The sequence below is a fragment of the Mycoplasmatota bacterium genome (genome assembly GCA_018394295.1).
GTDB lineage: Bacteria > Bacillota_I > Bacilli_A > Haloplasmatales > Haloplasmataceae > JAENYC01.
In genome coordinates this window covers 2,579,245-2,601,975 of sequence record CP074573.1, presented here as the reverse complement: position 1 = coordinate 2,601,975, position 22,731 = coordinate 2,579,245, and the positions used below count along the sequence as shown (strand labels likewise).

Below are 22,731 nucleotides of genomic sequence, written 5' to 3'. Positions count from 1 at the left end.
TAGATTTACAGTCCGTATAAATATATAAATTAAAAAAGATATTTAAATTATTATATACTTATATAACAATTATGAATATCTTTTTTCATTTGGCTATGTTTAAAAATAATGTTGATAAAATAGTTTTTAAAAGGAATCTTGATAGGTTCCTTTTTTCTTAAATAATTAAATTATGTACAAAAAATCACTCGTTAGACGAAACAATTTCAATAAGATTACCTTCAGGGTCAGCAACATAGGCTTCTCGCAAGCCATATGGCTTGGTAACAGGTTTACTAACAGGTTTTGCACCTGCTTTTATTAATCGTTCATACTCCATGTCCACATCTTCATATTTTGGAACACCAAAGGATAACTCCATAGTACCATTTAGTCCTTTGGGATAAGATATTGGTATTGATGATAAGTTTTCCCTTTCACCTCTTGTACATAAATTAAAGAAAAAACCATCTTCTGTTATAAATCCAGCAAAACCATCGATATCAATATTTTGTTTCATATTCATTACGTCCCTATAGAATTTAACCATTAAATCCAAGTTTTCTACAAAGAAACCTATCGCTCCTAATTTCATCTTGATTCCTCCAATTTATATTATTATGTCTTAATAAATTATATCTTCTTGTGACTCCTTACAAATATGTTGTATCATTTTTTATCTATTTTATTATATTTAATTTAACTTAGCATTTCAAGTTTTAAACAAATTACATGTAAATTGCTCCTTGTATTAGAGTATGAGGTTTGGGATTGTACAAAAAATGTTAATGTATACAGTATCTTTTTCTGTGTTAAATAGTTGTAACCACTTGAGCCAGTATATGTAGTTGGAGAGATATTTTGTAGTAACACCAAAATAAAGAATAAAAAAAGAGAAGATTAATTTTTTTTCTCTTATATAAATAAATTTTTCTAAGTATTATTTTAAAATTTCTTGTGGAACTTGAGTTTTTTGGTAAGTATTATAAATATATTTTATCTCATCATAATATTTATTAGGATTCATGGTAATAAAAGCGATTCGGTCTAATAGTTTTAAATCATCTTCATTAATTTCTTCATTTTTTTTCGCTACTAGTTCCCAACTTTGTCAATTAAGTTTATTATCTAATCGATTCAAAAATGGTACTGTTTCCACTTTGTTTAAACATGCAAAATCTCTTAATAAATTGCCTCTTATAAACCATAAGCCATAAAGGGTTTTTAAACCATATTCTTCTGGATTTCCATATATCCCGAAACGATTTGAATTTAAGCCTTCTTTTCTACATTGTAGCCAAGCTTTACCTGCGGTTATAAAGTGATCACTAGATAAATCTAGTGGGTTTAAATTTTTAATAAGGTCCTTGTATTTATCACTGGTAGTATTGTCTTTTAACGCCCAATGAATTAAACTGCTTTGTTGGAATGGATCAATTTGTGGATCAACTTTTATCCACCTATTATTTTTCCAGTACTCACAAATCCAGTGGTCTTCATAATAACCCTCTTTTGCTAGATAGGTCGAAAAACCACATCTAACCCTGGATGGTATATTTTTCGCTCTTAAAATAGCACAAAATAACACAGCGAACTCACGACAGGACACTACAATTCTATCTTCTGGTGAACGAGGAATAGTAAGTGATTGATTATTAATACTTTGAGTTTTCTTTAGAAGATCCTCTACACAAACAGTATATGAAAATTCATTTTCTACTTTATAAAATCTTAACCATGCGCCATGAATTAAAAGACCTTGTACAGTTTGAAAAATAACTCTGATATCATTTGATAACCAATCAGCCAAGTCTATAAAATTAATTGCTAGCAAGGATGAGCAAGATGAGATAAAAGAATTGCTTACTAAGGAGTTAACCTTTGTTTCAGAAGATGATGCAGAATTTATTCTTATAAAAAAAGAGCTATACATACAAGATCAAAAGACAATATTAGGGTTTTTAAATCAAACTTACCATCGAATTCAGATAAATGATATCCTCTATTTTGAAGCTGTTAAAGATTGTGTATATGCTTATACAAATAAACATCAATATTTAGTAAAAGAAAAGTTATATCAGATAGAATCTAAGTTTCCTGATTCTTTTTTACGAGTTAACAAATCATATGTGGTTAATATTCAAAAAATTCGAAGAATAAAGCCTATAATCAATCGTAAATTTATCTTGATGATGACTGATGATGCTAAAATTGATATCACTAGAACTTACTATTTAATATTCAAAGAGTATTTAGATATATAGTAGTAAATATAATCGAGGGGGAGAAAGATGAGAAAATGTATCATTTGGTTCATTAAGAGATATCTAATTCTAACAATCTTATTATTAATTACAGCCAAAATAATATTTAGAAACTTGTTCTTTATTACATCCATTAATATCTGTTTAATCGCAATATTTTTAATAGGTGTAGTATTTATATTCATTTTGATAAGACTTTACCAAGATAAAATAAATCAGAAGCTTTTATTTGTACAAAAAAAAGAACAAACACAACATCTTAAACTGTACCCTATGTCAAGGACATATTGAAAAAAAGAATATATTATATTATGCTGCTTTAAGCTGATTCCTGAATTCAATAGGAGTCAGCTTATTTAGTTTCCACTGATATCTTTGGTGATTGTAATAGTACATATAATCATCTATTTTTAGTTCTACATCTTTTAATGTTTTACATTCTGAAAAGTCTATATAGTCTTTCATATGGCCAAAGAACGATTCTATAGGTGCATTATCCCAACAGTTACCTCTACGAGACATTGATTGAAGTAAGTTTCTTGACCTCACTTCTTTTGAGAATTTAGGACTTGTATAATGACTTCCTTGGTCCGAATGTATAATGGCATTTTCGGGTAAGTTTATATTGTCTAATTCTTTAACTGTATCCAATACAAAGTCAATTTTAAGATTATTTGATACCTTATAAGCAACTAATTCTTTCGTACTACCATCTAATATGGTAGATAAATATGCGAATCTATTATTATACCTTATATACGTAATATCAGTCAGTAACACCTTATATGGAGACTGCTGATCAAAGTTTCTATTTAAATGATTCTTGTGTACTCTATGGTTTTGATCTGCTTTTAACATCTGCTTATAAGGATCCTGTCTACGTATTTTACATACTAGACCATATTTACTCATAATTCTTCTAATGGACTTCAAATTCATGTTTTCCTTTAAATGCATCTTAATTTGTTTAGCACCATACTTTTTCTTTCCAACCTCAAATACTTCCTTGATGAGTTTAAATCTTTTCTTATCATTTTGTTCCTTTTTCATTCTATTCTTCTTTGATTTTTCTGAATGGTAGTTATAGTAACCACTTCTTGATACTTCTGCCACACTACATAAATAATCTTGTATTCCTGGTCTTCTAGATTTATGGATGACTTTTTGATCATCTCAAATTTATCACTTTTTCTTATTTCTTTCCCATTCCTCCTTTCGCTTTCGTCGAGCTTTTTTAACATATCATTTTCCATTTCTATTAAAGCAATTTTAGCCTTTAATTTCTCAATCTCTTGTTCTTCGGTTTGAATTTCATGCTTATATCTTCCTCGATTATCTTTACGGGAATCATCAAGTGAAACAACGCCTCCGTCATTATAAAGTCTCTTCCATCTAGTTGCACATTGTTCTATTCGTTTCATCCCTATAATATCAACATCAAAACCATGTTCAATAAATATTTGACGTGGTAATTTTCCGCCTCTATATTCATGCATAAAGTCAATCTTGAATTCAAGGGTATAAGTAATAGATTTACTTGACACACGCTTAACATTTGGATTATTTTTTATTAGTTCAATTTCTGTTTCATTAAATACATTAATGCTCATATCCTCTTCTCCTTAATACACACTAAAATTATTATAACATACAAAAATACCCTATAGAGGGAACACTTTCTTTTTCAAAGTGTCCACACTATAGGGTATATTTTACATCTATATCCTTTTGATTATTGGTTTAAACGTTTTAAATTGTATTATCGAATAATGTTTCTACTCCTATTTTGTTTAGTGTTATCTATCGAGTATATACCAAAACGTATCTATACTTTAAATGACTTTGAAAAAATAAAAATCAATCCAAATGGACATTATAAACTAATGAATGATTTGGATTTATCAAAAAGAAAAGAAGAAACAGAATATTATACGGAGTGTGAAGAATCCTACTTTGATGGGGTTTTTGATGGTAATCATAAAACATTAACTAATGTAAATCAAACCCTGTTTTTTTGTACATTAAATAATGCGGTTATTAAAGATTAAAAATTAAAGAATGTATCAATTAAAGCGCGATATGCTGAATATACGGGTGTTATCGCGAATATGAATAGAGGTTTAATTGACAATGTTCATATTGAAGGTACTGTTACTGGATATGAGAATACTGGTGGATTTGTTGGTTACAATGATTTTGGAACAATTCAAAATAGTTCATTTATAGGAGATGTAAATGGTTTAATTCGAGTAGGTGGATTGATTGGTGCTAGTAATAATACGACAGAAGTAATTAAATCTTATGTTAAAGGAACAATTACAGGTCAAGATGAGGTGGGTGGTTTAATAGGCCATAGTGGTTTAGGTACTATTGACACGACTTATGTAATTGGAAAAGTAACAGGTAAACGAGGAGTAGGAGGGCTAGCAGGGTTCACTCAAATAACTATATTAAATTCCTACTCAGTTACAGATGTACAGGCTAATGGCTACGGAGCAGGGGGGATAGCTGGACAAAGCTGGGGAAATATATACAATTCTTACTCAGTAGGTAATACGATTGGAAAAAATGTGGCGGGTGGAATTTCTGGTGATAGTAGAAGATTAGATACAGAAAACTGCTTTTCCTATGGAAATGTATACGGTGGGGAAGAAGAAGCGTATGGACTAGTTAATAGGGAAGATGAATCTACTATTAAAAACAGTTATCAATATGAGGAACAATTAATTAATGATCAATTTAAATTTACTGAAAGAATAGTGACAAAATCACAATTATTGGATATTAATTGGTATCGTAATGTTATAGAATTAGATGAAAACATATGGGATTTGTCTTTAGTTAATGAAGGCTATTTTCCACAATTAAAAGGATTAACCAATCAAGACAAAGTTCTAATTAATTAATATAGAAGAAGAGGGGAAGTGGTGTAATGAATGAAAAATTTATTTCAAAAGTGAAAAATATATCGTTTCTAATTTTATATTTTTTCTCAATTGCCTGTGTCTATTACCTATTTATAAAAAAGAGTTATCAATTGATTCAACCCTCTTTAATCACTTCTTCTAATTCATATTTAGGATTACTGATTCTTCTATTTTCTTTCTATCTATTAGGAATGACGTATTTGATTATTTATTTACTATGGATAATTACTAAGTTAGAGAATGTATTTATCAGTATGTCATTTTTTAGAAATTATCCTAAACCTATTTGTTTACAAATAGTAAAAATGAAATGTATATTCAGTCAAACAATAATAAACAATTCAACTATAATAAATAGTTCTTGTGTGATGCGTTGTTGATTCTTACATTTACCTTTAAATAAATGTGAGAAAGGAGCGGTTAAAATAAACACAAGATATTTTATAAAAAATAGGTTAAAAAGTTTAAGAAAAATTATTATTATAGAATTTATTTTTTTAATACTTCTAATATTATTACCGGTACGTAACTTAAGTACATCATTTTTTATCATGACGAATTTAATTTATATTATTTATTCTTCGACTTTAATATGGATTGTTTATGTCGTGTTAAAGGATTATAGAAATAGCAGTGAACTAGTAAAAAGGCACTTTAAAGTTATGTTGTTAGTATTATCAATATTTGTGGCAACCGTTACTGGAATACTGCATATCAAGTATTTGAAAACCTTTGTAGTACCTGATTTGCTTTATTGTACCTATTATGATGATTATCATTATAAGCTTTATTCATTTGAAACAGGATGTAAAAAACTTGAGTTAATAGAAAAAGAATATGATGGTAATAATCAACTTAGTTATTTAAAATATGAAATTAATAATCATGGTTTTGAACGTAGTTATGAAAGTGGAAACATCAAAAAGACAATTGAAACTATCTATAATGAAAAAATAATGTTAGAGAATAATATTCCATTAATAATTGATGAAAAAGTCATTACTACAACCTATGAATACCAAGATACCTCTTTTAAACAAAGTCGTGAAATTAAATATATAGCTAATGGATATGTGATTTTAATTCAACATGGATATTATAGTGCAATTCATAGTGATGAAGATGTTTCACCTGTTTACTTGTATAATATTAAAATTGAGAAATCTTTAATGAAACCAGAATTGTTGTATTCAAAAAATGAATTGATTCAGACTGTATTTACTTCCTCTTATTTGTATAAGAAGCTAGATGAAAGGATAAGTGTTGAACAATATATAGATACCCTTATGCAATATGTGAAAAAAATAGATATGATAAATTATACAGACATATTCTGGGTGTATAAAGCAGGTGTTACTTATAATCTTAATGGCTATAATGGTCAATTTAGTTATATCGATGAAGAGGTAGATGCATGGAGAAGTTATGATAACACATATGAATATAAAAATAGGAATAGTGATAAAGAAAATCCATATACATACTATCAGTATAAAAATCATGTATTAACTTCGTCTATTTTTGCGGATAGGATACATCTAAAAGTAACTTGTAATGACAAAGTTAACTATTGTGATGGTTCACTCTATTCGTATGGTACTAAAAAAATATATCGGTATCTCATCACAAAGAAAGAATCTATTACTAAAGTAGATGTGTATAACTTATATGGTAAACGTTATTTTGATCAAAATCGTAGTAAAATTGAAGGATATACTTTAACTGGAAAGAAGATTGAAATAGAATATGCACCTTTTGATGATTACTATATACAATCTTCAGAAATTTTTGAAGAACCAAAACCTTACATTAAAATAAAATAATAAATAAGAGATTATCTGTTTGTAGATAATCTCTTATTTTATATACTTGTTATAACTTAACAACCATTACCACTTCATCCCACATGATTTCTCCTGTTTTTTTAAATCCTAAACTTTCATATAATTTCTGTGCACCTATATTGTTAGGTTCTATGCTTGTATAAAAGTTAATATTACCATATTTGTTTCTGATTAATTCTAATAGTTTTGTGATAGCTATTTTTCCATAACCTTTCCCTTGGAATTTATGATCAATCATCAATCTACTCATCTCATGTCTTTTTGTATCTGGGTCTATATCATACATTAAAAAACCAATCATTACGTCTCCATCATAAATACATAATGGATAAAAATCACTTTCAAATTTAGATTGTAATATGGAATACCAGTTTGGTGCAACAAAATTAGCTTGTTCTTTTGATACGGTTAAGTCAACACATTTTTCCCAGTTTTCTTTAGTTATTTCTTTAAAATTAAGGTTCATTTCATTACCTCCCTATATCAAATTTTTATTTATTTTCATCTATTTGTTTTTTTGATGATGCGTTTTAATATGTTCTTTCCATTCATCCCATTTAAACCAATCTTGCGGATGAGAAAAAGCAATTGCATAAATACATATGATTAAGATAATTAAACCGATATATAGTATTTTCATTTTTTTCCTCCCTTTCATTTTTATTTTTCAAACTCCTTTATAATTTTTTCTAATAAATCTAAAAAAGTTTCCTTTTCTCTCTCATTTTCTAAAGAAGATAGTATTTTATCAAATAAGACATATTCAAACATATGATGTGCTTTTTGTAACTTCATTCCATCATTTGTAAGAATAATATGAAAAACACGTTTATCTTCTTTAGATTGTTTACGTTCAATTAAATCTTGTTTTTCTAATCGGTTAAGTGCACTTGTTATAGTACTTTTAGATTTATTTAACATTTTACGCAAGACATCCATTGTCATACTCGGTGTTTCAAATAGTATATTCATTATGTTTTGGTCTAGTTGATTCAATTTTAGGAAAACTTGCATATCTGTTGGGAGCTGAGTATTAAAGTTTAAATTAATGATACGGTGATAAAGCTGATTCAAGTGTTTAATTTTTTCCATAATTCATCTCCTTATAATAGTACGAAGTTCGTACTAAATCTATTATATGTTATTTTGTTAACTATTGCAACCTTTTTTTTAAAAAAAGAATAGGATTTTTTAATCCTATTCATTTAAATTGTTAATATTAATAGTTTAGATTTTTATGTAAAATATTCAATATCTGCATTTTCAAAATTATCCTTAATAAGTTGAGTGATATATGTTTTCATTTCATTGCTTTTTTCTTTGGGATATACATGTTTGAATTTACCATACGGTCCCCATTTTAGGACTCTATTTTCTTCATTTAAGTCAAGTTTTGTATTTGGAAATCTTGAAAGTATTAATTCCTTGGCAGTATTTGTGAATCTATGTTGGATTAGTTCGAACGTTATTTTGTCATTATAATTATTTAACTTAGTTTTTAGGTCATTAATTAAGTCTTTATAATCAGATTTCCAGTTATCATAAATCATAATAGGTGCAATGATAAAACCAATGGGATAATTTGCATTTGCGATTTTTTTTGCTGTTTCTAATCTTTCTTCTAAGTTAGAAGTACCATGTTCAAATGTATTAATAACATAGTCTGTGTTGATACTAAATCTAAATTTAGTATGGTTATTATGATTTATTGATAAAAAGGAGTCAACATTATTATATTTTGTGATAACTCTAAGTCTTCCATAATCATTTTCTGCGAAAAATTCAATACACTTTTTTAGATTACCGGTTAAATGTTCAAGTGCAACAGGGTCAGTAATACTACCTGATTCAAAGGTGGTTATATTCGGTAAGTTATTATTAATGTGTTCTTGGATGACATTAAGTATTTCATCAATATTTACAAATAACTTTATAAAAGGTTTTTCACCTTGAGTGGTTTGTAGATAACAGTACTCACAATGTCCTGGACAGGAACTAGATAATGAAAATTGGTAATCAGCCGATGGTTTACAAGGTCTTAATTTTTTTTGTTGATTTGTGGTCACATAAATAGTCTTTTTCGCTTTTGCATAATTCTCTGTAGGTGACTTTCCTAAAATAGTAACTTTTCTAGATTTAATAATTGGAATATTAAATTTTTCTAGGTATTTTAGAGTTTTCTTTCCGGTTTCTATGTTTAGAACTTTAGGATCTATATAAGCAGCATCTGGTATAAATAATTTCATATATTCACCTCTTTAGTATTTTTTCCTATTTAGAAATATTAATTATCATTTGACGATTATTAATAAGAATAAAATGGGTTTATTAATACCTCATAGTGAAATACTATCAATAGTACAAATAAAAATTGAGGTGTTTATATGAAAAAATTATTGTATATTACTTGTAATTCGAAACCAGAAAAATTATCTGCGAGTAAGACTGTTGGAAGATCGTTTATAAGGACACTGATTGAAAAAGATGATGATTTTGTAGTGAAGCAATTAGATTTGTATGAAATGAGTATTCCAAAACTTCAATATAAGTATTTTAATGATAGAAGTGCAGTAGTTGATGCTAAGGCTTATGATAACTTATCTCCTAAGGAGAAAAAAGATGTTGATAAAATTATTGAACTAGCCAATGAATTCAAAGAAGCAGATTTTTATGTGTTAGTCGCACCAATGTGGAATCTTATGTTTCCTGCAAGACTTAAAGAGTATTTAGATTGTATTATTCAAAATGAGATTACAGTAAAGATTGGTCCTGAAGAAATAGGAGGTCTTCTAAATGATAAAATAAGAACCATGGTATATATTCAATCTTCTGGTGGAGCGATTCCTTGGTTATTAGAAGGAAAAATAAATCATGGTGGAACGTATATAAAAGATATATTTAAATTTACAGGTATTAAAAATTATTATGAGATACTTGTGGATAAAACAGGATTTACTGATGAAGAACAACATGATGCAATTGAAAGAGGAAAACAAAAAGCAAAAGATTTGGTATCTAAACTATAGATAGAAGGTACAATATGATAAATAAAGTTGGCTATGCCTGTATTAATGAAAACTTAAGACCAAGAACATTTAAAAGTTGTCGGCTTAAATCAGTTTATAACTATGGTATTGATTATTTAAGAAATGTAATAATTAATAACTTAGACTTAACCTATGATATTTTAGAATGGAATGTTGAAAATGGTATATACATGTACCGGGTATCAAGTGATTTAATGCCACTTGTGACTCACCCTGACTTGTTGAAGGATTTTACATGGCGATGGTATGAAGACAGCGAAATATTAGAAAAATTGAAGAAGATTAAAACAATTGTTGAAAAACAAAAATTACGAATTTCTATGCATCCAGACCAATATACTGTACTAAATAGTAAAAGATCTGAAGTTGTTAAATTTAGTATCGACTATTTGAAGTATCATAGTGAAATATTAGAAAAAATAAGTGGGCAGGATATGATTCTACATGTAGGTGGCGTAGGAGGTAATAAAATTGAAGCCATAGAGCGATTTATTAATCAATATCAATTGTTAGATTCAAAAATAAAAAGGTATTTAAGAATTGAAAACGATGATAAGTCTTTTACCATTTCAGATGTGATTGATATATATCATAGAACAGGTATCCCAATTGTACTTGATTTACACCATCATAGATGTTTAGTCGATAAACCCCTCACCAATAATCAAATTGATACGATAAAAAAATCATGGTCTGGTTTAACGCCTAAAATTCATATTAGTTCAGGAAAAACCTGTAATAAAGATAGAAGGCATCATGATTATATAACTCATGAAGATTGTGAAATAATAAAAAAGATATCTGGTAAGATGAATGTTGATGTAATGGTAGAAGCGAAGAAAAAAGATTTAGCTGTTTTAGAAGTAATGAAATATTTAAAAGACAGGTAAATAAAAATATTAAAAATTAAAATAATAAGAATATTAAAAGATAAGGAATGATTAGATGCTTACTTTTGAAGAATTATATAAAAAGGTTGTTGCTTCATCTGAAACAAAAGAAAGAGATGAGGATTTAGAAAAATTACAATATGACCCTTATCATCTAGAGTGTATTTTAGAACCTGATTTATCAATAAAAAAGTGGCAGTGTAGTAATGACTGTTGTGTAGAAGGAAAGCCTTTTATTGAATGTTTCTTTAAACATTTGAGTCAAGATGAAAATAATCAGAATGTATTTGAATTCAAGGATCAAAAATGTAAGGAATGCTTTGATGTAAAAAATATTGATAAATTATTCGCATCAAAGGACATTATGGCTGTGTTGGAAGCCATTTATGAAGGATCTAGACCTGTTTATGCGATAATTGCCCCTGCTTTTTTAAGTCAATTTGATATGATTAGTGATGGACAACTACGTAATGCTTTTAAACAGTTAGGTTTTGCTGGGATGGTTGAGGTGTCTTTATTTGCCGATATCTTAACATTAAAGGAAGCTTTAGAGTTTGATAAAGAAATAAATGATGAAGAAGATTTTCAATTAACAAGTTGTTGTTGCCCTATATGGATTAATATGATTAGAAAAATTTATCCTGATTTACTTAGCCATGTACCAAAAGCTGTGTCACCAATGGTTGCTACAGGTAGAGTGGTAAAAAAAATAATTCCCAATGCAGTTATTGTTTTTGTAGGACCATGTCTAGCTAAAAAGGCAGAGGCTAAAGAACCGGATATCAGTGAAGCTGTTGACATTGTACTAACCTTCCAAGAAGTAAAAGCAATCTTCGAAGCTGCTAATGTAAATGTGGAAAACTTAAAAAGTGATTTAAGAGAACATTCTTCTAGTGCAGGTAGAATTTATGCGATAACAAGTGGTGTTAGTGAAGCAGTAAGATTAGCTGTTAAGAGAATTAATCCAGAAAAACCAATTCAAGTTAAAGCTATACAAGCCAATGGTATTCTAGAGTGTAAAGCATTATTAAATAATATTAAGGAAGGTAAAATAGAGGCCAATTTCTTAGAAGGAATGGGTTGTGTTGGAGGATGTGTCGGTGGACCAAGAGCAATCATCGATAAAGAAGTAGCAACAGAAAAAGTTAGAAATTATGCCGATGAATCCTTATATAAAACACCAATTGATAACCCATATGTGATAGAACTCCTACACCGTTTAGATATTCATACAATTGATGAACTATTAGAAGATAATGAGATCTTTACTCGTCATTTTACATAATAATGAATTAAATAATGTTAAAAAAGTTTTCCTAAATTGTGGAAAGCTTTTTTTATGAAAAAAGCAATAAGTATTAATATAAATACATTATTTACAATATGAATAGAAAAAAGTATAATAATAACTAAAGATAATATTAAAAATCTAATTAATGAGGTGGAGATTGATAAGTAATATATTTTTAACAGGTGATATTAATGTGGGCAAAAGTACGATTATTGATGAGTACATAAAAGAAAATAAAGAGATATATAAGAGGATTTCGGGATTTAAAACAAAAGAATTAATGAAAAACAATTGTTTATTAGGGTATTACTTAGAGGATCAATTATATCCTAAAGAGGATTTTACTTTAGTTGGTATTAATAAACTTTTTCCAAATGGGAGAAAAAATGAAGGCATAACAGAGGCTTTTAACACACGAGGTGTAGAGATTTTAAATCACGCAATTGATAGTAATAGTGATTTAGTCAGATTAGATGAGTTAGGTTTCTTTGAATTAAAAGCAGATAAATTTAAGGAAAAAGTATTTGAAATTTTAGATGCTAAATTGTGTGTTTTAGGGGTATTAAAAAAGAAAAACAATCCTTTCTTAGAAAGTATAAAAATACGTAAAGATGTTGTTGTGATTGAAGTAACAAAAGATAATAGGGATAAAATTAAAAATCAAATTCGCCATATTTGGAGGGATAAGTATGAGGTGTAGAATTATTGTTTTTTTCTTTTTAATTGTTTTTTTAGTTTTTACTACAGGCTGTGTTAACAATGAAAAAAATCATCAAGAATCTGAAATTAGAATAGTGACAACTTATTCACCAGCTACTGATATGGTTTTATCATTATCAGGTAAGGATAATTTAGTTGCGGTTGATGATAATAGTATTAAAAGTGATTTACTTAAAAAATTACATCCTAAACATGAGTTAATAGGGATAGGAAGTAAGAAAAATGGGATCAATATTGAGCAAATTATTAGTCTAAACCCAGATGTTGTAATCCTATATCCAACAAATGACTCAGATGATACCATGGAGCAACTTGAACACAAGGGAATAAAGGTTGTTAAGATTAATCCAGAAACAATGGACCTTTTAAAACATGATATTTTTATGGTAGGTAAAGCAATCGGAAAAGAGAAAGAAGCAAATGAGTTAATTGCCTATATGAATACCAAACTAGATGATGTTATAAACAGAGTTAAGGATATTATTAATAAAAAGAATATTTATTTAGCTGGTGCTAGAGGGGTATTATCTACCTGTTCAGGTAGTTTTTATCAACATGAAATAATTACTCTAGCAGGAGGATATGATTTTGCTGAATATTTAGTTGGGGGATGGAATGAAATATCTGTTGAACAATTAGTTAATTGGAATCCTGATGTTATTATAACCGTAAATTATAGTCCTGATAATGTTACTAGTATACTAGATAATCAATTATTAAGTTCTATTAAAGCAATTAATGAAGGACAAGTATATGAAATTCCATCTAATATTGATTCATGGGATTTGCCTAAACCATCAAGTATTTTAGGAATATTATGGATGGGAAAAACATTATATCCTGATAAATTTACTGATATTGATTTAATGAAAGAAACAAATGATTTTTATACCAAATTTTATGGTCAAACATTTGAAGAGTTAGGTGGAACATTTTGAGGAAAATACTCAAATTAAATCATAAAGCCATACTTTGTCTATTATTTATAGTAAGTTTGATCATATCTATTTTATCAGGAAGATTTCGTTTAAATATCAATGACTTTATTTACTTTTTTCCACAGTTATTAGATTATTTTAAAACGGGTGAATATGCTACCCCTTCATTTACAATCATATTTGGTATTAGACTACCAAGAATTATTTTAGCTATCTCAATAGGTGCTGCTCTTTCAATAGCGGGATTAATATTCCAACAGATTTTTAAAAATCCAATCGCATCACCTGATATTCTTGGTGTTTCTTCAGGTGCTAGTTTTGGAGCTGCACTAGCAATGATACTTGCTTTTAATATACCACATTCAATTCAATTATTTAGTTTTATATTTGGGTTATTGGCTGTGTTGATTGCTTATATGATTAAGAAAATATCTAAAAATGATAATATATTATATTTAGTTTTATCAGGAATTATTGTATCAGCTTTTTTTTCTTCACTATTGTCAGCAGTTAAGTATTTAGCTGACCCTTATCAACAGTTGCCTTCAATCGTATTTTGGACGATGGGAGGTCTTTATAAGGCAAATTGGTCAAACACTTTATTTTGTTTATTATTAGTGCTTTTATTAGGTTATATTTTTCAAAAACTTAGTTATAAAATTAGTATATTATCAATGGATGAGGATTTAGCTAAAACCATGGGGATTAATGTTTCTAGATTAAGAAATAGTATTTTAATATTAACCTCATTTATGGTAGCTATTTGTGTAAGTATATCCGGTGTCATTGGTTGGGTAGCGCTTATCATACCTCATATTTCACGACTCATCTTTAAAAATGATAAAGGATTAACGATTTATACTGGTCTAATAGGTGCAATTTCTCTAGTACTTATAGATACAGTCGCTAGGAGCTTAACACCATCAGAAATACCAATTGGAATACTTACATCCCTAATAGGAGCACCTATTTTGGGATATTTAATTATAGTTAAAAAAACCATCTAGGAGATGTAATCATGGGGATAGATATAGAAGATTTATGTTTTTCGTACAAGGATAAAAAGGTCTTAAGAAATATTAATTTACATTTTGAAAAAGGAAAAATATATGGACTGTTAGGATTAAATGGTTCGGGGAAAACGACATTATTAAAACTAATTTTAGGTTTATTAAAAGAAGACCAAGGAATGGTATCAATAAATGAAAAGAACAAATTAGATTATAAAGTCGATGAAATTTCAAAATATATTGCTTATGTTCCTCAAAACTTATCTATTAGTTATGATGTTACTGTTTTAGACTTCATTTTAATGGGATTTAATCCCTTTATGAAGTTATTTGAAAAACCTAGTAAGAATCATGAACTAGAAGCTTTAGAGTTGCTTAATCAAATGCAGTTATCCCATTTAAAAGAAAATAACTTATCCTCTTTAAGTGGTGGAGAACTACAAATGGTGTTAATCGCAAGAGCACTCATTCAAAATACAGAGTTTATTATAATGGATGAACCAGTATCTAATCTTGATTTGAAAAATCAACGACATGTACTTGATAAAATTAAAGAAATTAGTAAATTATATAAAAAAGCAATTATCATTTCACTACATGATCCTAATTTAATTAAGAAGTATTGTGATTACACTATTTTATTAAAAGATGGTGAAGTCATTAGTCATGGTAAATCAATAGAAATAATCAATCAGAAGAATCTTAAGAAGATATTTGATATGCCTTTTGAGAAAATTCAATCGACTGATGATACATATTATTTTCTAGGAGTGTAGAAAAAGTTAATAAAAATAGTATCTAATCTGTCTAAAAATAAATTAAATAGTTTAAAATTAAGATAATGATTATCATAAAACATCATGAATAAATCATTATGTAAAAATAAGATGTTAAATAGTAGTTATACTTTAAAAAATTTATTGGTTATTTTGTTTAGATGTATAAATTACATTGATTTTTCTAACTATTATGCATATAATAATGGTTAGAAAGTAGGAAATTCTAACTAAGGAGAAAGTGTTATGATCATTGAATTAAGAAAGAAATCTCAAATAACATTACCAAAGGAAATTGTATGTAATTTAGGATTGGTTGAGGGAGATAAATTTGAGGTATGTATTGAAAATGGTGTTATAAAACTACAACCTGTAGTAGTTTATCCTAAAGAATATATTATACAGTTAGAAGAAGAAATAAAAGTTCTAAGAGAAGATATCGCCAAATATACAATTGGTCCATTTGATAATGTTAATGATTTAATGAAAAGTTTGAATGATGATTCTGAAGAGGATTAAATAGTATGTACAATTTGGTTTACACTAAAAGGTTCAAAAAGCAATTTAAAAATCTTGAAACCAATGAACAAAAACTGTTTGCTCGAAAAATGGATTTATTTATTGAAAACGAATTACATCCATCATTAAGAACTAGGAAACTTCAAGGAAATAAGAGTTTGTATGAGAGTAGTATAAACAAGGATATTAGGATAATATGGTATTATGAAGACGATTTACATATTGTTCTTATTGAAATTGGTCATCATGATATTTTGAATAAGTATTAATATAAGAAGAAAATCAGGAGTTAATTTAAAAACTAAATTGTAAATTAAAGTTAATGATGATTAGTTTTTTAATAAATGGATAAGTTGTGTGGATTATAAATATATTATTCATTATCATTTAACATGATTTTAAAAAAAACAAATTCATACTACAAATGTAAGTTAAATCATCGATAGAAATAGTATACACCATTTGTATATTTGAAATACAATTTTGATACATTAATGATTGTTATAAAATATAAGAAATCAAATGAAATTGTAGATAAGAGAGCCTATTATGTATGAATAATAAGGTCTCTTTTTCTTTATATCATTAAATAAAGTTGTTGTAATACCTTGAAAGATTAGGTATTATATATTATTATTAACACATAAACAGATTAGGTATATTTTAGGAGGTTTTTACGGAGGAAAAAATTAAAAAATATGTTGATTACCAGTTTAGATTTGATGAGCGTGAAGATATTGAGGAACTTAAAGCAGAAATCATTGCGAATTTAATTGATCGTTATCAAGATAATATTCACTCAGGTAAGAATCCTGAAGATGCATATATTGCTGCGATTAAATCAATGGGAGACTTTTCAGAAAATAAAATGAATGATATTCCTAACGAATACAGCGTGAAACCCTCAATTCCTGATATCTTATTAATGAGTGGAGCTATTTTAAGTATTTTTGGTCTATTAATCACTTTTTTTAGTGCAGTTGCAGGCATTATATTTACTGCATTAAGTATTCTTTTATTTAGTGGGTCAGCATATTATCTTTATTCTTATTCTCAGTATGTAAGAAAACAATATATGGATATTGAGAAACATAATATGTTGCTGAAAAAAATCTTTAAATACATGAAGACAAGTTTTATATTTTGGGCGATAAGTTTATCTTTAATCATGGCTTCACTTGTAATGAATTTAATTACCCAAATGGTTTTAATTGATCCAACCAAAGTTATTTTTAGTTCAATAAGTGAATATCTTTTTATTTATTTCATCTTATTCTTTATTGCATTACTTATATTCTTACTAGTATTTAGAGAAATATATAAACGTCTTATGCACCAGTATTACTTTTTAACAGGGACCACTAATTTAAAAGGAAAAATTAGAGAAAGTTATGAATTCTTATATGGTAGAAATAAATCTAAGAATAGCATCCTATTTTCAAAAAGATTTTTGCCTATACTTGGGATTATCTTAATTTTGCTACACCTGTCATTACCATTTGAATGGAAAGATTCTGGTAATTATTGGTTTTTTACAATACTACTTAGTGGTTTAATTGAGTTTATGCATAAGCCTTATTGGATTATTGCTGTAGGTCCACTTTTCTTCCTAATTATGAATATTATTTTTATTGTATTAACTCTTACAGATAAAATTAAAAAACAATGGATTTTAGTGGTTGGATATTATGCTTGGTATTCTAGTATACTATTCATGTATTTTCTCTCTTATTATTTTTATTCAAACAAATTAGAAATTTATAATCAGTCGAGTTTCTTTTATGCCTTATTTGCATGTATCTTGTTAACAATTATTCTTTTAATTAGAGGGACCATTAAGATAAATAATATAGAAATCAAAAGAGATAAATAGGTATGGAGTTAGTTGGTGACTATTTAAGAGGGCATACAGATACTATCATACTAGCAATCCTAGATAATGTTGATTCTTATGGATATGAGATTAATAGTACAATCGCAAAGGCTACTAACGATGAGTTTAGTTTGACAGAAGCTACGTTATATACAGCTTTTAAACGTTTAGAAAAAGCTGGATATATTTCTTCTTATTGGAAAGATGGATTAAATAATACGAAACGAAAGTATTATAGCATTACACCATCAGGTATAAAATATCTTAAACTTAAACGAGATAGCTGGCTAAGAGCACAGTGTATCTTAAATCAATTAATTGGATCTTAATATTACAAAATAATTAAAAAGGTGCTTGTTATGAACTTACACCTGTCAAGTAGACAGAAATAAAAAAAGTAAAAATTTCATTAAGCTGCTTTAAGATGGTTTCTATATTGAGTAGGGGCCATCTTATTTAATGTCCATTGATATCTCTTACAGTTATAATATCTCATATAGTTATCAACAATTTTATATAACTCATAAAAGTCTTTAGCCTGTTGATAATCACATTCATCTTTGAAATGACCAAAGAATGTTTCCATTTTAGCGTTATCCAGGCAATTACCTCTTCTAGACATAGATTGTATTATATTTAATTCTTTCAATTTATTTACATATGACGGATTTGTATAATGAACACCTTGGTCTGAATGAATCATGGTGTTTTTCAACTTTTTCTTTCCGTATTTTTTAACAAGTTGATCAATTATTTCAAGTGATAAATTTAAACTTAATCCTCTAGATAGCTTCCAAGCCACTATTTCTCTCGTACAAAGCTCTTTAACGACAGATAAATAATATCTTTGGTTACCATAGATTAAATAAGTTATGTCGGTCACAAATACAGTATCTGGCTCTTTAACATCAAACTGTCTATCTAATTTGTTTTCAAAATAATTGTGTTCCTTATTTGCCTGCATAATCCCTAAATAAGGGTTTACCTTACGTATTTCAGCTCGTATTCCATATTTCTTCATTAGTCTATAAATCTTCTTAGGATTCATGACAATGCCTTCATCGTTTTTTAAATCCATATTTATTCTTAAGTATCCATGCTTCTTATTATGTTTTAACCATGTTTTTTTTATAACTACAAAATCAGCGTAATCCTGTTCTTCTCTTTTTTGTCTATTAGGTATTGTTTTAACCCACTTATAATAACCTGATCGAGATACTTCATAATATTTACATAATAACTCAATGGATATTTTAACTTGATCTTTTAATTTATGTATATAACGGAAAATATCTTGAGTAGGCTTAATTTTAAACTCATTTCCGCTTTGTTTCACTTCCTTTCCTAGCCTGTATTCTTTTTTTAATTCTTCATTTTCTTTTCTTAGGACTTCTATTAATTTCTCTTGGATCAGTACTTTTTCATCACTAGATAATTCTATTTCTTTCTTTGGTCGTCCTGATTTGCCATTTTTATTACGACCTCTATTTTTCTTATAGAAGGATTCTTTTCCTTGTTCATCATATTGCTTTATCCACTTTAGTACATACATATCATTTTTATCTTTATTAAATGGTAGTTTATTTAGTTCGAATATTTCCCTCATTGGATATCCTTGTTTTCTCATCTCTACAGCCTTAATCTTAAATTTAGGGGTATATTGAAGTATCTTACCTACCTTAAGCACATTAGGATTCTGTTCCAATTCTTGACGATGTTCTTTAATATATTCTTTAATACTTATTTTACTCATTATTATTACTCCCGTCTTCAACTTTCTCTATTATAAAATAAAATACCTACATAACCAACACTTTTTTATTTCGTGTCTACTATATAGGTATAATATCAGTTAAGCACCTTTTTCTAACTTAAATATAAAATACCAACTAATACTTGTGAGATTTATTTGTTATTTCTGAAGTAAGGCCGTTCTATATGGAAAAACCTCAGCATTCATTATACCATGCTTTACTGTAGGATCTTGTTTCATAAAATCAATTGCTTTTTCATCATTTTCTTCTTTAAATATTACGATTCCAAAACCTTTTTTATCTTCTCTATCTGTTTTACCAGCAGTAATTACTTTTCCTTCCTCACAGTATCTTTTTAATCTCAAAAAATGTTCGGTAACAATTTGTTGATCATCAGCTGTCCAATTTTTTTCATAATATAGTCTAGGTATTAATTTTAATACATAAATATATTCTCTCATAAAAACACCTCTCATCATTCATTTATTTTTATTATATAGTATATCTATATTGATAGCAATTCTTCTTTTGTAAGAAAGAAGGAGGTGGATTTTTATTTGGGAATCAGAAATTAAGCTAATAGAATGGACTCCAAAATATCTTTTGACTTTGGAATCAGGGTAACTAGGTTGGTGAAAAGGAATAAAAAAATGGTAGCAAAGTTTCCTTACACATAAAGCAATCAAACAAAACATATTATTTTATATAATTAAATTAAAGGAGATATTTAATGATTTTATCCAAGTTTGTAGACAAACTTCCTATCATTAAAACATTAAAGACAACAGGTGAAATGGATGGAGTACCTTATTATGAAGTGCGAATGCAACAATTTAAGCAAAAACTCCATAGAGATTTGCCAGAAACAACAGTATGGGGATTCAATGGGCATTATCCAGGACCTACATTTGAGGTGAATCGTAATGAGTGGATTAAGGTGAAGTGGATAAACGACCTTCAAGATAGACATTTACTTCCTGTTGATACGACAGTACACGGAGCTGAATCAAATAAACCTAAAGTTAGAACAGTAATTCATCTACATGGTGGAGTTGTGAGACCGGATAGTGATGGTTATCCTGAAGCATGGTTTACAAAAGGATATAAAGAAGTAGGACCTTATTTTACTAGAAAAATATATGATTATACTAATAATCAACGTGGGTCTACGCTTTGGTATCATGCCCATGCTATTGGTATAACCCGTCTTAACGTTTATGCAGGATTAGCGGGAGCCTATATTATTCGGGGTCCTTTAGAAAAATGTCTTAATCTTCCTAAAGGAAGCTATGAAACACTTTTGCTTATCCAAGATAGAACCTTTAATGCTGATGGTTCTCTTTATTACCCAACAGAACCAAATCCACCTGTTGCAAATGTTTTTCCATCTGTAGTACCTGATTTTTTTGGTGAGAATATATTAGTTAACGGAAAGGTTTGGCCCTATTTAGAGGTTGAACCAAGAAAATATCGATTTCGTATAATCAATGGTTCTAATTCAAGATTCTATCGAATAAGTCTTTCTTCAGGGCAACCAATTTATCAAATAGGAACTGATGGAGGTCTTCTTCAAGAGACAATTATAACCAACCAAATTTTGTTAGCACCAGCGGAGCGAGCCGATGTTATAATAGATTTTTCTAAATTTGATGGGCGTAATATTGTATTTGTTAATGATGCTCCTTCACCATATCCAAGCGGAAAATCTGTAGATTTAAATACCGATGGTCAGATTATGCAGTTTAGAGTATCTCTTCCACTTTCTGGTATTGACTATTGTAGGATTCCTAATAGGTTAAGTACAATAATTCCTTTGGAAGAGAAAAACGCAAAACTAAAAAGGAATCTTACGCTTGTTAGGGAAACAGATCAATATGGAAGAGCATTACTTCTTCTTGATAGAAAAAGGTGGGATAATCCAATCACTATAAAACCAGAATTAGGTAGTATAGAGGTTTGGAATTTAATTAATCTAGCAAATTCCACTCATCCAATCCACATTCATTTAGTTAATTTTCAAATCATCAGTAGACAGCCTTTTGATGTCGAACACTATAAGAAAACAGGAAAAATATTAACTACTGGACCAGTAGAATTACCTGATTTAAATGAAAAGGGATGGAAAGATACCGTAAGAGCAAATCCTGGTGAAATGACAAGAATAATTATGCGATTTGGCCCATTTTCTGGATTATACCCTTGGCATTGCCATATATTAGAACATGAGGATCATGAAATGATGAGACCATACGAAATTGTTAGTAGCTCTTAAGAGTAAATTTGTATAGAACAAAATGATATCAACCTATAATTCATAAAAAACTATTTATCTATAATCATAAAGATTTTTAATTTAGATAAATGTCAGAAAAACTTAAAAAGATGAAAAAGATGTAATAAAAAATCTTCAATACACAGCAAATAAATAGTATAATAAATAGGAAAAGTGATTTATTTCTATAATAGAAAGGAATGAAACTGGTATGGCAATTTCAAATCAATTTATTAGCTATGTTAAATTTGATGAGGTAAAAAGAATATTAGTAGCAGTTAATCCACAGTTTCAAAGTTACCTGCATGAAGATAAAAATAGAAAGATGATTAAACAAAAAGCAATGGGTATACTTAAAAATGATTTTATTAAATTAGAAATAGGTAAAAATATTTGTAGATTAACTGTAAAAGAAGGTACTGAAGAAAAGAATAAAGAAAAAATTGAAAAAGAGTTAACGAATGCACTGAATATGGCCATGAGTTTTCTAAGTAAAATGGGTAAAATGTAAGGTATAGAACTATTAAAGGGAATCTTTTTTATACCAAATATCATTTCATCTTTTTAATAGACAATGTAATAATATAAGATTATATTTATCATCAAATCCATAAAATTGAAATTTAT

At 28.0% G+C, this 22,731-nt stretch carries 26 protein-coding genes; 17 read left to right on the top strand and 9 right to left on the bottom strand.

All coding sequences use genetic code 11. The annotated features are described in order from the left end of the window. Positions 1-184 precede the first annotated feature (184 nt). Together KHQ81_12160 and KHQ81_12155 are read right to left on the bottom strand one after the other, a co-directional pair. Positions 185-574, bottom strand: coding sequence for a VOC family protein (locus tag KHQ81_12160; GenBank protein ID QVK17596.1), 390 nt, complete (start codon positions 572-574; stop codon positions 185-187). A gap of 516 nt (positions 575-1,090) precedes the next feature. Further along, positions 1,091-1,813: a transglutaminase domain-containing protein gene (locus KHQ81_12155; protein ID QVK17595.1), complete on the bottom strand. Its 723-nt coding sequence runs from the start codon at positions 1,811-1,813 to the stop codon at positions 1,091-1,093. 25 nt (positions 1,814-1,838) lie between these two features. On the opposite strand from KHQ81_12155, the gene KHQ81_12150 reads away from it, so the two are divergent. After that, positions 1,839-2,243, top strand: coding sequence for a LytTR family transcriptional regulator (locus KHQ81_12150; protein ID QVK17594.1), 405 nt, complete (start codon positions 1,839-1,841; stop codon positions 2,241-2,243). A 309-nt stretch (positions 2,244-2,552) separates the two neighbouring features. Here the strand turns inward: KHQ81_12150 and KHQ81_12145 are convergent, their stop codons facing one another. Both KHQ81_12145 and KHQ81_12140 read right to left on the bottom strand, forming a co-directional pair. Next, the gene (locus KHQ81_12145) at positions 2,553-3,356 is read right to left on the bottom strand and encodes an IS3 family transposase (protein ID QVK17593.1); all 804 of its coding nucleotides are present in this window, start codon (positions 3,354-3,356) and stop codon (positions 2,553-2,555) included. Then, on the bottom strand, positions 3,290-3,853 hold the full coding sequence (locus KHQ81_12140) for a hypothetical protein (protein QVK17592.1): 564 nt from the start codon (positions 3,851-3,853) through the stop codon (positions 3,290-3,292). Before KHQ81_12140 ends, KHQ81_12145 begins: the two co-directional genes overlap by 67 nt. A gap of 144 nt (positions 3,854-3,997) precedes the next feature. Here KHQ81_12140 and KHQ81_12135 point away from each other — a divergent pair, with 144 nt between their 5' ends. The 3 genes from KHQ81_12135 to KHQ81_12125 all read left to right on the top strand — a co-directional run bounded on the left by KHQ81_12135 (position 3,998) and on the right by KHQ81_12125 (position 6,993). Next, positions 3,998-4,291 (top strand): hypothetical protein, encoded by a 294-nt coding sequence (locus KHQ81_12135; protein ID QVK17591.1) that lies wholly within the window; start codon positions 3,998-4,000, stop codon positions 4,289-4,291. 60 nt (positions 4,292-4,351) lie between these two features. After that, positions 4,352-5,149 carry a hypothetical protein gene (locus tag KHQ81_12130; GenBank protein QVK17590.1) on the top strand — a complete coding sequence of 266 codons (798 nt, stop codon included), beginning with the start codon at positions 4,352-4,354 and terminating at the stop codon, positions 5,147-5,149. A gap of 629 nt (positions 5,150-5,778) precedes the next feature. Then, the gene (locus KHQ81_12125) at positions 5,779-6,993 is read left to right on the top strand and encodes a hypothetical protein (protein QVK17589.1); all 1,215 of its coding nucleotides are present in this window, start codon (positions 5,779-5,781) and stop codon (positions 6,991-6,993) included. Between the two features lie 49 nt (positions 6,994-7,042). Here KHQ81_12125 and KHQ81_12120 read toward each other — a convergent pair whose 3' ends face one another. From KHQ81_12120 to splB, 3 genes are all read right to left on the bottom strand, one after another. Then, positions 7,043-7,480 (bottom strand): GNAT family N-acetyltransferase, encoded by a 438-nt coding sequence (locus KHQ81_12120; protein QVK17588.1) that lies wholly within the window; start codon positions 7,478-7,480, stop codon positions 7,043-7,045. 194 nt (positions 7,481-7,674) lie between these two features. Continuing rightward, positions 7,675-8,106 (bottom strand): MarR family transcriptional regulator, encoded by a 432-nt coding sequence (locus KHQ81_12115; GenBank protein QVK17587.1) that lies wholly within the window; start codon positions 8,104-8,106, stop codon positions 7,675-7,677. 143 nt (positions 8,107-8,249) lie between these two features. Further along, positions 8,250-9,260: a spore photoproduct lyase gene (gene splB, locus KHQ81_12110; GenBank protein ID QVK17586.1), complete on the bottom strand. Its 1,011-nt coding sequence runs from the start codon at positions 9,258-9,260 to the stop codon at positions 8,250-8,252. A 138-nt stretch (positions 9,261-9,398) separates the two neighbouring features. Between splB and KHQ81_12105 the strand changes: the two genes are divergently transcribed. From KHQ81_12105 to KHQ81_12055, 11 genes are all read left to right on the top strand, one after another. Beyond that, positions 9,399-10,040: an NAD(P)H-dependent oxidoreductase gene (locus KHQ81_12105; protein QVK17585.1), complete on the top strand. Its 642-nt coding sequence runs from the start codon at positions 9,399-9,401 to the stop codon at positions 10,038-10,040. Positions 10,041-10,054: 14 nt separating this feature from the next. Further along, entirely contained in the window at positions 10,055-10,951 is an 897-nt protein-coding gene (uvsE, locus tag KHQ81_12100) for a UV DNA damage repair endonuclease UvsE (GenBank protein ID QVK17584.1), read from the top strand. 55 nt (positions 10,952-11,006) lie between these two features. Then, a complete protein-coding gene (locus KHQ81_12095) occupies positions 11,007-12,236 on the top strand; it encodes an iron hydrogenase (protein ID QVK17583.1) in 1,230 nt (409 codons plus the stop codon). 163 nt (positions 12,237-12,399) lie between these two features. After that, the gene (locus KHQ81_12090) at positions 12,400-12,942 is read left to right on the top strand and encodes a hypothetical protein (GenBank protein QVK17582.1); all 543 of its coding nucleotides are present in this window, start codon (positions 12,400-12,402) and stop codon (positions 12,940-12,942) included. Further along, positions 12,932-13,900, top strand: coding sequence for an ABC transporter substrate-binding protein (locus tag KHQ81_12085; GenBank protein ID QVK17581.1), 969 nt, complete (start codon positions 12,932-12,934; stop codon positions 13,898-13,900). Before KHQ81_12090 ends, KHQ81_12085 begins: the two co-directional genes overlap by 11 nt. Before the next feature lie 56 nt (positions 13,901-13,956). Beyond that, the gene (locus KHQ81_12080; GenBank protein ID QVK19629.1) at positions 13,957-14,907 is read left to right on the top strand and encodes an iron ABC transporter permease; all 951 of its coding nucleotides are present in this window, start codon (positions 13,957-13,959) and stop codon (positions 14,905-14,907) included. Positions 14,908-14,918: 11 nt separating this feature from the next. Then, positions 14,919-15,686 (top strand): ABC transporter ATP-binding protein, encoded by a 768-nt coding sequence (locus KHQ81_12075; protein QVK17580.1) that lies wholly within the window; start codon positions 14,919-14,921, stop codon positions 15,684-15,686. 246 nt (positions 15,687-15,932) lie between these two features. Further along, entirely contained in the window at positions 15,933-16,205 is a 273-nt protein-coding gene (locus KHQ81_12070; protein ID QVK17579.1) for an AbrB/MazE/SpoVT family DNA-binding domain-containing protein, read from the top strand. A 5-nt stretch (positions 16,206-16,210) separates the two neighbouring features. Further along, a complete protein-coding gene (locus tag KHQ81_12065) occupies positions 16,211-16,474 on the top strand; it encodes a type II toxin-antitoxin system mRNA interferase toxin, RelE/StbE family (protein ID QVK17578.1) in 264 nt (87 codons plus the stop codon). 575 nt (positions 16,475-17,049) lie between these two features. Continuing rightward, complete coding sequence (locus tag KHQ81_12060) at positions 17,050-18,078, top strand: hypothetical protein (protein ID QVK17577.1); 1,029 nt, start codon at positions 17,050-17,052, stop codon at positions 18,076-18,078. 2 nt (positions 18,079-18,080) lie between these two features. Then, positions 18,081-18,407: a PadR family transcriptional regulator gene (locus tag KHQ81_12055; protein ID QVK17576.1), complete on the top strand. Its 327-nt coding sequence runs from the start codon at positions 18,081-18,083 to the stop codon at positions 18,405-18,407. A gap of 80 nt (positions 18,408-18,487) precedes the next feature. Here KHQ81_12055 and KHQ81_12050 read toward each other — a convergent pair whose 3' ends face one another. Then, positions 18,488-19,831 carry an IS3 family transposase gene (locus tag KHQ81_12050; GenBank protein QVK17575.1) on the bottom strand — a complete coding sequence of 448 codons (1,344 nt, stop codon included), beginning with the start codon at positions 19,829-19,831 and terminating at the stop codon, positions 18,488-18,490. 159 nt (positions 19,832-19,990) lie between these two features. After that, positions 19,991-20,293, bottom strand: coding sequence for a hypothetical protein (locus tag KHQ81_12045; GenBank protein ID QVK17574.1), 303 nt, complete (start codon positions 20,291-20,293; stop codon positions 19,991-19,993). 269 nt (positions 20,294-20,562) lie between these two features. Between KHQ81_12045 and KHQ81_12040 the strand changes: the two genes are divergently transcribed. Next, a complete protein-coding gene (locus KHQ81_12040; protein QVK17573.1) occupies positions 20,563-22,104 on the top strand; it encodes a multicopper oxidase domain-containing protein in 1,542 nt (513 codons plus the stop codon). Between the two features lie 211 nt (positions 22,105-22,315). Further along, on the top strand, positions 22,316-22,615 hold the full coding sequence (locus KHQ81_12035) for a hypothetical protein (protein QVK17572.1): 300 nt from the start codon (positions 22,316-22,318) through the stop codon (positions 22,613-22,615). Positions 22,616-22,731: the final 116 nt, after the last annotated feature.

Bases quoted from the DNA above. Each gene is read 5' to 3' on its own strand.
- KHQ81_12160 (QVK17596.1), bottom strand. From the start codon at position 574: ATGAAATTAGGAGCGATAGGTTTCTTTGTAGAAAACTTGGATTTAATG.
- KHQ81_12140 (QVK17592.1), bottom strand. From the start codon at position 3,853: ATGAGCATTAATGTATTTAATGAAACAGAAATTGAACTAATAAAAAAT.
- KHQ81_12130 (QVK17590.1), top strand. From the start codon at position 4,352: ATGAATAGAGGTTTAATTGACAATGTTCATATTGAAGGTACTGTTACT.
- KHQ81_12120 (QVK17588.1), bottom strand. From the start codon at position 7,480: ATGAACCTTAATTTTAAAGAAATAACTAAAGAAAACTGGGAAAAATGT.
- KHQ81_12115 (QVK17587.1), bottom strand. From the start codon at position 8,106: ATGGAAAAAATTAAACACTTGAATCAGCTTTATCACCGTATCATTAAT.
- splB (QVK17586.1), bottom strand. From the start codon at position 9,260: ATGAAATTATTTATACCAGATGCTGCTTATATAGATCCTAAAGTTCTA.
- KHQ81_12105 (QVK17585.1), top strand. From the start codon at position 9,399: ATGAAAAAATTATTGTATATTACTTGTAATTCGAAACCAGAAAAATTA.
- uvsE (QVK17584.1), top strand. From the start codon at position 10,055: ATGATAAATAAAGTTGGCTATGCCTGTATTAATGAAAACTTAAGACCA.
- KHQ81_12095 (QVK17583.1), top strand. From the start codon at position 11,007: ATGCTTACTTTTGAAGAATTATATAAAAAGGTTGTTGCTTCATCTGAA.
- KHQ81_12085 (QVK17581.1), top strand. From the start codon at position 12,932: ATGAGGTGTAGAATTATTGTTTTTTTCTTTTTAATTGTTTTTTTAGTT.
- KHQ81_12075 (QVK17580.1), top strand. From the start codon at position 14,919: ATGGGGATAGATATAGAAGATTTATGTTTTTCGTACAAGGATAAAAAG.
- KHQ81_12070 (QVK17579.1), top strand. From the start codon at position 15,933: ATGATCATTGAATTAAGAAAGAAATCTCAAATAACATTACCAAAGGAA.
- KHQ81_12065 (QVK17578.1), top strand. From the start codon at position 16,211: ATGTACAATTTGGTTTACACTAAAAGGTTCAAAAAGCAATTTAAAAAT.
- KHQ81_12060 (QVK17577.1), top strand. From the start codon at position 17,050: ATGGGAGACTTTTCAGAAAATAAAATGAATGATATTCCTAACGAATAC.
- KHQ81_12055 (QVK17576.1), top strand. From the start codon at position 18,081: ATGGAGTTAGTTGGTGACTATTTAAGAGGGCATACAGATACTATCATA.
- KHQ81_12050 (QVK17575.1), bottom strand. From the start codon at position 19,831: ATGAGTAAAATAAGTATTAAAGAATATATTAAAGAACATCGTCAAGAA.
- KHQ81_12045 (QVK17574.1), bottom strand. From the start codon at position 20,293: ATGAGAGAATATATTTATGTATTAAAATTAATACCTAGACTATATTAT.
- KHQ81_12040 (QVK17573.1), top strand. From the start codon at position 20,563: ATGATTTTATCCAAGTTTGTAGACAAACTTCCTATCATTAAAACATTA.
- KHQ81_12035 (QVK17572.1), top strand. From the start codon at position 22,316: ATGGCAATTTCAAATCAATTTATTAGCTATGTTAAATTTGATGAGGTA.